The sequence below is a fragment of the Caulobacter sp. P1_B12_2 genome (assembly GCF_056406675.1).
The window spans coordinates 1-9,861 of sequence record NZ_JBFTZS010000151.1 but is presented as its reverse complement, the minus strand read 5'-3'; the positions used below and the strand labels follow the sequence as shown (position 1 = coordinate 9,861).

The following is a 9,861-nucleotide window of genomic DNA, read 5'->3' as shown; positions in this document are numbered from 1 at the left end:
GTGCAACTGGAAAGCCCGCTCGCCGACCGGCTCCAGATTGTGGAAGTCCTCCACCGTGCCCGGCCGCAGCAGGCGCTCGTCGAAGAAGGCCTGGACGGTCGACAGGATGATCTGGCCGTACACGTCGTGCTGCTGGTGCTCGAAGGCCTGGTTGCCGATCCGCACCGGTCCCATGCCGCGATAGCCGGGCAGGGCGGGAGCGAAGCGCTCGGTCAGCTGCGGCTCGAAGCCCACCCCGAACAGCGGCTGGATGTGGCCGCCCGCCGCCCGGTCGACGATGTTGCGCAGGTAGCCGAGGTAGTTCTCCAGGATGTCTACCGCGCCCAGCCGGTTCAGCGCCTGGACCACGTAATAGGCGTCCCGCATCCAGCAGTAGCGATAGTCCCAGTTGCGCCCGCTGTCGGCGTGCTCGGGGATCGAGGTGGTCATGGCCGCCACGATCGCCCCGGTCTCCTCGTGCATGCAGAGCTTGAGGGTGAYGGCCGCACGGATGACAGGAGCCTGGTAGTCGAGCGGCACGGCCAGGCCGCGCACCCAGTCCATCCAGTATTCCTGGGTCTGCTGCAGCATGCGATTGCAGGTGGCCCCGATGTCGGCGTTGAAGCCCTCGTCGGCGCCCAGGAACATGGCGATCGGCTTTTCCAGCCGGAAGGTGCGCTCCTCCAGCACGTGCGACACCGGCCCGTCGGTGGACAGGCGCAGGGTCATGTCCGAGCACAGGAAGCGGATGTGGTTGGAGCCGTGGGTGTTCTCGGCCAACCGCGCTCCCCAGTCGGCGGTGGGACGCAGGCGGATGGTGATCCGCGCCACGCTGGTCAGCGGCCGGATCAGGCGGATGAAGGCGGTGGGCCGGAAGCTGCGGCCGAACTGTTGATAGCGGGGGGCGAAGTCGATGATCTCGATGCTGGCGCCGTCGGCGTCGGTGATCACCGTGCGCAGGATCGGGGTGTTGCGCAGGTATTCCTGCTCGACGGTCTTGGCGCCGTCGACCGCGACCTCCCAAACGCCCTTGGTCTCCGGATCGCCGGACTCCAGCCCGCCCAGCAGGGAGCTGAACACCGGGTCGGAGTCGATGCGCGGCGCGCAGGCCCAGACGAACCGGCCGGAGCGATCGATCAGGGCGCTGACGGCGCAGTTGCCGATCGGGAAGAGGTCGAGGTTCTGAGGCATGTTTTGGTCCGGCTCGTGCTGCGCTTCAGTTTTCAAACCGCTCATCCCGACGCAGGCCGGGACGAGCGGAACGAAGGCGGGTCATCGCCTGATCAAGATGGCGACCGGCGAGTCCTTGCTCGTATGGGCCGCCACATGGGCGCCGACGTGCTCGAAGGTGATGTCGGTCGAGGCCGTGCCGATCCGCAGGCCGTCGACCTGCAGGTGGTCGATGCCGATCGGCAGGCGCGGATCGGTCAGATGCACCTCGCCCCGCCAGCCGTCGATGGTGATGCCCAGGCAGGCCTGCAGCATCATGAAGGCCGAGCCGGCGGCCCAGGCCTGCGGCAGGCAGGCCACCGGATAGGCCACGGGCGGTTCGCCCGGCTGGCGCGGGAAGCCGCAGAACAGTTCGGGCAGGCGCATCTCGTAGTGGGCGGCGGTCTCGAACAGGCCCGAGGTCATGCTCACCACCCCGTCGCGATGGCCGTAGCGGGCCAGGCCCATGGCGCAGATGGCCGTGTCGTGCGGCCAGACCGAGCCGTTGTGATAGCTCATCGGATTGAAGCGCGGCTCGCCCTGGGCCAGGGTTCGCACCCCGAAACCGTTGTGGAACGCCGCCGACAGCAGGGTGTCAGCCACCTTCTTGGCACGCTCGGGCGAGGGTAGGCCGCAGAACAGCAGGTGGCCGGGATTGGAGCCCCTGACGCGGCAGGGCTTGCCGTGACCGTCGACCGCCATGGCGTAGAAGCCCTTGTCCTCCATCCAGAACTTGGTCTCGACCTGCTGGCGCAGATGCTCGGCCTTGCCGCGCCAGCGTTCGGCGTTCTCGGGCTCGCCGCGTCGCTCGGCCAGGTCGGCCATGCCCTTGAAGGCGGCGAAGGCGTAGCCCTGCACCTCGACCACGGCGATGGGGCCGTCGGGGAACTTGCCGTCCTCGTGGAAGACGCTGTCCTCGCTGTCCTTCCAGTTCTGGTTCGACAGGCCGGAGTCCAGGCCGCGGGCGTAGTCGATCAGCCCGTCGCCGTCGCTGTCGCCGAAGTGCTCGATCCAGGCGATGGCCGCCAGCAGCGGCTCCCACAGGCCCTCTATGAACGCCAGATCCCCGGTGCGCTCGGCATAGGCGCAGGCCAGGGCCACGAACAGCGGCGTGGTGTCGACCCCGCCGTAATAGCGGCCGAACGGCAGCTCGCCGAGCGCGGTCATCTCGCCCTTGCGGGTCTCGTGCATGATCTTGCCGGGGGCGCTGTCGCGGAAGGCGCTGACCTCCAGCGCCTGGTGCTCGGCCAGGTAGCCCAGCACGCCCTTGGCCAGGCCGGGCTCGATCCACAGCACCTGCCAGGCGGTGATGATGGCGTCGCGGCCGAACGGGGTCGAGAACCAGGGGATGCCGGCATAGGGGTATGGGCCGGTGGCGAACTGGGTGGTCAGCAGGGCCAGGTCGGCCCGCGACTTCTCCAGCCAGTTGTTGAACAGCCGGCCCGAGCTGTGCAGCCGCGCGCCGTGTCGCCGCCGCTTGCGCATGTCGACTCGGGCCCGCGCCGCCGCCGCTCGCCAGCGCTCGCGGGTCGGCGGATGGGCCTGATCGACCCCGACCTCGATATAGAGGTCGAAGTGGGTTTCGGGCGTCAGCATGAACATGAAGTCGGCGCGCTGCGGGCCCAGGCGGCCCGGCGGTTCGGAGAACGAGATGATGCTGGTGCGGCGCACGCCGTCCAGGCCGTCATAGGCGTAGGTGACCGAGCGGCCGTTCATCTCGGCGGGCAGCACGCGGCCGCGACCGGCGGGGCGCTTGGAGCCGCGCACCTCGAACATGTCGTGGAAGTCGGCGTCGAATTCCAGGCTGACCGGCAGGATGACCATGTCGCGGCTGTAGTTGACGAAGCGCAGGCGCTCGTACAGCCGCTGGTCCCACAGGAACCGCTTGCGCTCGACGTGGATCGCGCCGTGAGGCGCCGCGGCGCCGCCCAGGGCCGGAAGCGGCTCGTTGGTCGAGTGGGAGGTGAAGAACACGTTGTCCTGCGACACCGCCGCGCTCAGCAGGGCGGGCGAGCGGCTGCCCAACAGCAGGCGCAGCTTGGACAGCAGGCGGGTGTCGTCGTGGAACAGGCCGTCGGCCGCTCCCAGCACGTCGCCGAACGCATCGGCCACCAGGAAGGTGTCCTTGTCCTTCAGCGCAAACAGCCGGTAGGGAACGCGTGGTTCACCCGTCTCGCCCTGTTCTACGGCGCCGCTCGGCGTTGGGCCGGGTGTGAGATCGTCCATATTTATTGGCCCCTTGCGCTGAGGTCCCTCGAAAGCCCGCCGCGCCGCGTGTGCGGCGGGCGGGTTCCAGATTCCTAAAACCTGATCATGTCCCGGGCGCGGCGACCGCGCGGCCGAACGAGGTCAGGCGCTTTGAGCCAGCGTCAGGCGCGGCGGCGCGGACGCTTCTTCCAGGCGATCATAGAGGTCCAGATAGCGGTGGGCCATGGCTCTGGCCGAGAACCGGGTTTCGAACYGGCGGCGGACCTCGAAGCGGTTGATTTCGCCCAAGCGTTGGGCGGCGGCGACCGCGCCGTCCTCGTCCTGGACGATGAAGCCGGTCAGGCCGTCCTCGATCACCTCGGGCACCGAACCGCAGTCGTAGGCGATCACCGGCGTGCCGCAGGCCATGGCCTSGATCATCACCAGGCCGAACGGTTCGGGCCAGGCGATGGGAAACAGCAGGGCGTCGGCGTTACCCAGGAAGTCCGACTTCTGATGATCGCCGATCTCGCCGACGAACTCGATCAGCGGATGGTCCATCAGGTGTTCGATCTCGGCGTGGAAATAGGCGCGGTCGGCGGCGTCGATCTTGGCGGCGATCTTCAGCTTCTTGCCCAGGCGCTTGGCGATGGCGATGGCGCGATCGGGGCCCTTCTCGGGCGAAATCCGGCCCAAGAAGGCGAGGTAACCTTCTGATTTCGGGCGGAAATCATAGATCTCCTCGGCCATGCCGTGCAGCACCGTGCCGGCCCAGTTGGCGAAGGGCAGGGGCTGGCGCTGGTCGTCGGAGATCGAGACCAGCGGGTATTGCGGCCAGCGACGATAGACGCCGGGCAGGTCCTTCAGATCCAGCCGCCCGTGCAGGGTGGTCAAGGTCTTGCCGGCCATGTCCTCGAACATCGGGAACTGGATCATGTCGGTGTGGAAGTGAATCACGTCGAAGCGGTGGGCCTGGCGGCGAACCTCGGACAGCATCGCCATGTGAGCGGCCAGATCCGACTTCAGCGGAGCGGGGTCCAGGCGGATGGCCTGGTCGCGCACGACGACCAGTTCGGCCTTGGTGCGAGCGTCGCCCGAGGCGAACAGGGTGACGTCGTGTCCCAAGTCGACCAGGGCGTCGGTGAGGTGGGCCACGACCCGTTCCGTGCCGCCATAGAAGCGCGGCGGTACAGCTTCGTACAGGGGCGGAACCTGGGCGATCCTCATCGATAAAATCCTGACGCTGGAAGGGCGCGACCGCGCGCCCTGACGTCCGATCAAACCGCTGGTGTGGCGTTAAGGTTCCGCATCGGAAATAAAGAACCATAAGCGGTCTGAACCGTTCGCCTTCCACGATACGGACGTTGACGCGCCTGGATCGCAACGGCCATTTGAGGGTGCGCGGACTGGCCGCGTGCGAGCGTGCGGCGAGACCTTTCGACTGTGATCAAGTCCTGGACCAAACGTGACGCACTGCTTGGCGGCGCGCTTTCGCTATTCTCGCTCTCATCGGCTCTCGCGCAGATCCAGAACCCGCCTTTGGTGAAGGCCCCCCAGCGCGCGCCGCAGCAGCCGGCTCCGCCGCCGCCGACCAGCGTGGTCCTGCGGCCCGAGCAGGTCGATCTGCTGGTCCGGACCCTCGGCCAGGCCGCCAGTCATGGCTTCGAGCCCGCCGCCTTCGCACCCGACGCCGTCCTGCCGCTGCTCAGCGCCCGCGACGCGCTGACCCGTCAGGGCGCGCAGGCTCAACTGATCGACCTGACCCTGCGCTACGCCAAGGCCGTGCGGACGGGCCGGCTGACGGCGGACGGCTTCCTCAACGACTGGGGCCTGCGCCCCTTGCCCTATGATCCGGGCCCCGACTTCATCCAGGCGGCCGCCCAGGATCGCCTGGGGCCGTGGCTGGACAGCCTGCCGCCGCCCTATACCGGCTATCAGACCCTGCGGAAGGGCCTGGCGACCTATCGCGACATCGCCGCGAGGGGCGGCTGGAAGCCCATCGCGTCGGGCGAGCCGCTGAAGCTGGGCGCGACCGGCGATCTTCGAATCGCCGCGCTCGAGGCCCGCCTGGCGGTCGAGGACGCGACCGTGGCCGTCGACAAGGCTCCGGTGTTCGACGAGGCCCTGCAACAGGCGCTGATGCGCGCCCAGAAGCGCTTCGGCCTCAATCCCGACGGCGGCCTTGGCCCGGCGACCCTGGCGGCGCTGAACGTGCCCGTCGAGCGGCGGATCGACCAGATCCTGGCCAACATGGAGCGCTGGCGCTGGCTGCCCCAGCAGCTGCCGGCCGACCGCATCCAGGTCAACATCGCCGCGGCGGTGATGAGCGTCTTCCACGACGACGCTCCGAACCTGACGATGCGGGCGGTGACCGGCCGTCCGGGCGACGAGACGCCGATGCTGCAATCGACGATCCACTCGATCGTGCTCAATCCGCCGTGGAACGTGCCGTCGTCGATCGCCAGCAAGGAGCTGTGGCCCAAGGAGCGGGCCAATCCCGGCTATCTGGCCCGCAATGACTTCATCGTGATCTCGACCGGCGAGGGGACCTCGCGGCTGCAGCAGAAGGCCGGACCGAAGGCCGCCCTGGGCCTGGTGAAGTTCGATTTCGACAATCCCTACGGCGTCTATCTGCACGACACGCCCAGCCGCTCGAAGTTCGCCAGCTTCAGCCGCCTGGCCAGCCATGGCTGCGTGCGCCTGGAAAAGCCGATCCCGCTGGCCAAGCAGTTGTTGGCCTCCAGCCCCGACTGGCAACCGGACGTCGTCGACGCGACGATCGCGGCGGGCAAGACCGTCCGCGCCCAGCTAGCTCAGCCAATGGCCGTATTTCTGCTCTACTGGACGGCCTACATGACCCCAGACGGGCAGATGAACTTCCGCGACGACCCCTATGGCTGGGATAAGGTGCTGGTGCAGCGTATCGCCGCAGGAGCCCCTGGCTCAGCTTGACCCCCGGGTCCGCGTAAGGCCTCTTCCCGGTGCAGGCCTTTCGTTTTGGCCGCCTTCCTCTCGGAAGGCTGTGGTCATTTCGTAAAGACTCTGGCGTTTTAGTGCTCGCGTGGGGGGATCGCCAAGTGTGGTGGTCCGGCCTTCCGGCGTCTCGCGAGGTCAGTCCGGGGAAGCGTAAGATGATCGAACGACGCAAGCTGTTGGGGCTTGGCCTCGGCGTGCTCGGTGCGAGCGCGGTCGGGCCGATGGCGGCCTTCGCCCAATCCAAGCTGGGGATCTCCGATCCCATCGCCGACCTGCTGGCGCAGCAGGCCGATCTTCCCGAAGGAATGCCGACCGCGGACCTTTCGTTCCCGGCCGCTCCAGTCGCCGCCCCGGTTTCGCAGGCCCGCGCCGCCTCGCGGGCCCCGCGCTGGCTGAAGTTGCACAACATTCACACCCAGGAAAAACTGGAAGCGGTCTATTTCGAGAAGGGCGAGTATGTGCCCGACGCCGTCCAGGCGCTGGACAAGGTGCTGCGCGACTACCGAACCGGCGACGTCTATTCGATGCATCCGGAGCTGTTCGACACCCTGGCGGACGTGGCCCAGAAGACCGGGTCCAAGTCGCATTTCCAGGTGATCTCGGGTTATCGCTCGCCCAAGACCAACGCCATGTTGCACGAACGCAGCGGCCAGGTCGCCAAACGCAGCCTGCACATGGACGGCAAGGCCATGGATGTCTATCTGGAGGACGTCGCTTTGGATCGCATGCGGGCCGCCGCCCTGGATCTCAAGCGGGGCGGTGTGGGTTATTACCCCGTCAGTAATTTCGTTCACCTCGACGTCGGACCTGTCCGGCGTTGGGTCGGCTCCTAAGAGGGCCGCAGATCAGAGGAAAGCCCAGATGGCCAAGGCCGAACGCAAGAGCAACCCGTTCGGATGGATTCTTCTGGGCGCCCTGGCCGGGGCCATCGCCACCGCCGGCGTGCTGTTGATGGCGTCCTCCATGAATACCAACGGCTACGAAGAGGGTCCGACCGAGATCCGCACCGCCGCCGACGACGCGGCCTCGGCCGCCGCGACCCGGCCGACCCCTGTCGCCACCGCCCCCAAGCCCGAAGCGCCGCCGCCGGCCGCCACCGTTCCGGCCCCCGCCGTCGACCAGCCGCCGGTCGACGCCCAGATGGCCGACGACGCCGCCGCCGCGGGCATGACCTCGCGGGCTGGTTCGGAACAGCCGACGAACTAGGTTTGGTTTTGGAAATGAAAAACGGCCCCGGAGCGATCCGGGGCCGTTTCCATGTGCGCTAACCCGAAAGCCCTACGACTTCGGCGGGGCCATCGTCGTCAGCTTGCCGGCGGTGGCCTTGTTGGCGTCGTGTTGGGCCGGGGGCAGGGGGATCAGGCCGCGGCCTTGCAGATAGCCGCCCCGGCCGGTGGCCGCGTCGGACACGAACTCGGCGATGAATTCCTTCAGGCCCGGGGTCACCCCCACCTGGTCCTTCTTGACGTAGATGTAGAGCGAGCGCGACAGCGGGTACTGGCCGCTGGCGATCGTCTGGGCCGTGGGCTTCACGCCGTTGACGCTGGCGCCCTTGATGCGGTTGCCGTTCTCTTCGAGGAAGCTGTAGCCGAACACGCCCAGGGCGCCCGGGGTCTTCTCGATGGTGCCGATGATGGCGTTGTCGTTCTCGCCGGCGTCGACCCACGAGCCGTCGGTGCGCAGCGGATCGACCTTGGCCTTGAAGGCCTTCTCGTCGCTTTCCTGCAACGCCTTGGCGGTCGGGAACTTCTTGGCGCCGGCTTCGATGCCCAGCTCGACGAAGGCGTCGCGGGTGCCCGAGGTGGGCGGCGGGCCGTAGACCAGGATGCGGTTGGCCGGCAGGCCGGCGCCGACGTCCTTCCAGGTCTTGTAGGGGTTGGCGACAAAGGCGCCGCCGCGAAGCACGGTCTGGCCCAGGCCCAGATACAGGTGCTCGACCTTGAAGTTGTAGTCGGGGGCCGACTTGTCCATGGCCACGACGATGCCGTCGAAGCCGATCTTCAGCTCGACGATGTTGTTGACGCCCTTGGCCTTGCAGGCCTCGAACTCGGACTTCTTCATCGGGCGCGAGGCGTTGGCGATGTCGGGGAACTTCTCGCCCATGCCGCCGCAGAACATCTTGATCCCGCCGCCGGTGCCCAGGCTCTCGACCTTGGGCGCCTTCTTGCCGGTCTTCTTGGCGAAGTTCTCGGCGGTGCGGGTCGAGAAGGGGAACACGGTCGACGAACCGGCGGCCCAGACATAGTCGCGAGCGGCGTGGGCGCTGGACGCGCCGGCCAGCAGGCCAAGCGCCGCGGTGGCTCCGAGCAGGGTCTTCATGGGGGACAGTCCTACTTTCGAGGGGGCGAGAAGGAGGGAACGCACGAACCGTACGGTCTATGCCGCCGTCATTTGTCACAGTTTGGCGACAGATTTGCGACAGTGTCCGTTCACGGACAATCCTTTCGCCCCCGCGACGCTAGCCGCGCGGGCGAACGACCTCGCCGTCTTCCTTGGTGAAGCTTTCGGGCGCGGCCTCCAGCAGGTCGAACACTCGCTCCGAGGGGCGGCACAGGCGCACGCCCTTGGGGCTGACCACGATCGGGCGCTCGACCAGGATCGGCTCGGCGACCATGGCGTCCAGGATCGCGTCGTCCGAGACATCGGGCGCGGTCAGGCCCAAGGCCTCGGCCGGCGTGCCCTTGACCCGCAGCCATTCGCGCGGCCGCACGCCGCCCTGGGCCAGCAGTTCGGCCAGTTGCTGCCGGGTCCAGGGGGTCTTCAGGTACTCGACCACCGAGGGCTCGTATCCGGCCGCCCGGAGCATCGCCAGGACGTTGCGCGAGGTGCCGCAGCCCGGGTTGTGGAAGATGGTGATGGGAAAATCGGCGTGGGTCATGGGGCGGGGTCTTCCTTGAGAAGCCATCCGAACGCCATTGCGGCCAGCAGGGCGCCGACGAACTGGGCGAGGATGAAGGCGGGGGCCGAGGTGGGGGCTATGCCGGCGAAGGTGTCCGACAGGCTGCGCGCCACGGTGACCGCCGGATTGGCGAACGAGGTCGAGGCGGTGAACCAGTAGGCGGCGGTGATGTAAAGCCCGACCGCGACGGCCGTGAAGTCGGGGCGGAAGCGAACGGCGCCCAGGATGGTCGCGACCAGGCCGAAGGTGGCGACCGTCTCGGCCAGCATCTGGTCGGGGCCGTCCCGAAGTTTGGCCGAGACCTGGAGGATGGGCTCTTCGAACATGGCGTGGGCCAGCCAGACGCCGGCGACCGCGCCGACGACCTGGGCGACGGCGTAAAGCAACGCCTCATGGGCCTTGATGTCACGGCGGATCAGGGCGACCAGGGTGACGGCGGGATTGAAATGCGCGCCCGAGATCGGTCCGAACACCGTGATCAGCACCATCAGGCCGGCGCCGGTGGCCAGGGTGTTGCCCAGCAGGGCGATGGCGACGTTTCCGCCCGAAAGCCGCTCGCCCATGATCCCGGAGCCGATGACGATGGCCAGCAGCAGAGCCGAGCCCAGGGC

General features: G+C 67.9%; 9 protein-coding genes. 3 read left to right on the top strand and 6 right to left on the bottom strand.

Annotation, left to right across the window (positions count from 1 at the left end):
* The 3 genes from AC1DZ6_RS11405 to AC1DZ6_RS11395 all read right to left on the bottom strand — a co-directional run.
* Positions 1-1,170, bottom strand: a 1,170-nt coding sequence (locus AC1DZ6_RS11405) for a glycoside hydrolase family 15 protein (RefSeq protein ID WP_477097296.1), incomplete at its 3' end; no start/stop codon positions are given.
* Positions 1,171-1,251: 81 nt separating this feature from the next.
* Positions 1,252-3,414: an amylo-alpha-1,6-glucosidase gene (locus tag AC1DZ6_RS11400; RefSeq protein ID WP_477097295.1), complete on the bottom strand. Its 2,163-nt coding sequence runs from the start codon at positions 3,412-3,414 to the stop codon at positions 1,252-1,254.
* A 123-nt stretch (positions 3,415-3,537) separates the two neighbouring features.
* On the bottom strand, positions 3,538-4,602 hold the full coding sequence (locus AC1DZ6_RS11395) for a glycosyltransferase family 4 protein (RefSeq protein ID WP_477097294.1): 1,065 nt from the start codon (positions 4,600-4,602) through the stop codon (positions 3,538-3,540).
* 219 nt (positions 4,603-4,821) lie between these two features.
* On the opposite strand from AC1DZ6_RS11395, the gene AC1DZ6_RS11390 reads away from it, so the two are divergent.
* From AC1DZ6_RS11390 to AC1DZ6_RS11380, 3 genes are all read left to right on the top strand, one after another.
* Positions 4,822-6,327 (top strand): L,D-transpeptidase family protein, encoded by a 1,506-nt coding sequence (locus tag AC1DZ6_RS11390; protein WP_477097297.1) that lies wholly within the window; start codon positions 4,822-4,824, stop codon positions 6,325-6,327.
* Between the two features lie 179 nt (positions 6,328-6,506).
* Positions 6,507-7,184, top strand: coding sequence for a peptidoglycan L,D-endopeptidase MepK (gene mepK, locus AC1DZ6_RS11385; protein ID WP_477097293.1), 678 nt, complete (start codon positions 6,507-6,509; stop codon positions 7,182-7,184).
* Between the two features lie 28 nt (positions 7,185-7,212).
* On the top strand, positions 7,213-7,557 hold the full coding sequence (locus AC1DZ6_RS11380) for a hypothetical protein (protein WP_477097292.1): 345 nt from the start codon (positions 7,213-7,215) through the stop codon (positions 7,555-7,557).
* A gap of 72 nt (positions 7,558-7,629) precedes the next feature.
* On the opposite strand, the gene AC1DZ6_RS11375 is transcribed toward AC1DZ6_RS11380, so the two are convergent.
* The 3 genes from AC1DZ6_RS11375 to AC1DZ6_RS11365 all read right to left on the bottom strand — a co-directional run.
* Entirely contained in the window at positions 7,630-8,670 is a 1,041-nt protein-coding gene (locus tag AC1DZ6_RS11375; RefSeq protein ID WP_477097291.1) for a substrate-binding domain-containing protein, read from the bottom strand.
* A gap of 139 nt (positions 8,671-8,809) precedes the next feature.
* Complete coding sequence (arsC, locus tag AC1DZ6_RS11370) at positions 8,810-9,229, bottom strand: arsenate reductase (glutaredoxin) (protein WP_477097290.1); 420 nt, start codon at positions 9,227-9,229, stop codon at positions 8,810-8,812.
* Positions 9,226-9,861, bottom strand: a 636-nt coding sequence (locus AC1DZ6_RS11365; RefSeq protein WP_477097289.1) for an aquaporin, incomplete at its 5' end; no start/stop codon positions are given. The genes arsC and AC1DZ6_RS11365, both read right to left, overlap by 4 nt.

Bases quoted from the DNA above. Each gene is read 5' to 3' on its own strand.
- AC1DZ6_RS11400 (WP_477097295.1), bottom strand. From the start codon at position 3,414: ATGGACGATCTCACACCCGGCCCAACGCCGAGCGGCGCCGTAGAACAG.
- mepK (WP_477097293.1), top strand. From the start codon at position 6,507: ATGATCGAACGACGCAAGCTGTTGGGGCTTGGCCTCGGCGTGCTCGGT.
- AC1DZ6_RS11380 (WP_477097292.1), top strand. From the start codon at position 7,213: ATGGCCAAGGCCGAACGCAAGAGCAACCCGTTCGGATGGATTCTTCTG.
- AC1DZ6_RS11375 (WP_477097291.1), bottom strand. From the start codon at position 8,670: ATGAAGACCCTGCTCGGAGCCACCGCGGCGCTTGGCCTGCTGGCCGGC.
- arsC (WP_477097290.1), bottom strand. From the start codon at position 9,229: ATGACCCACGCCGATTTTCCCATCACCATCTTCCACAACCCGGGCTGC.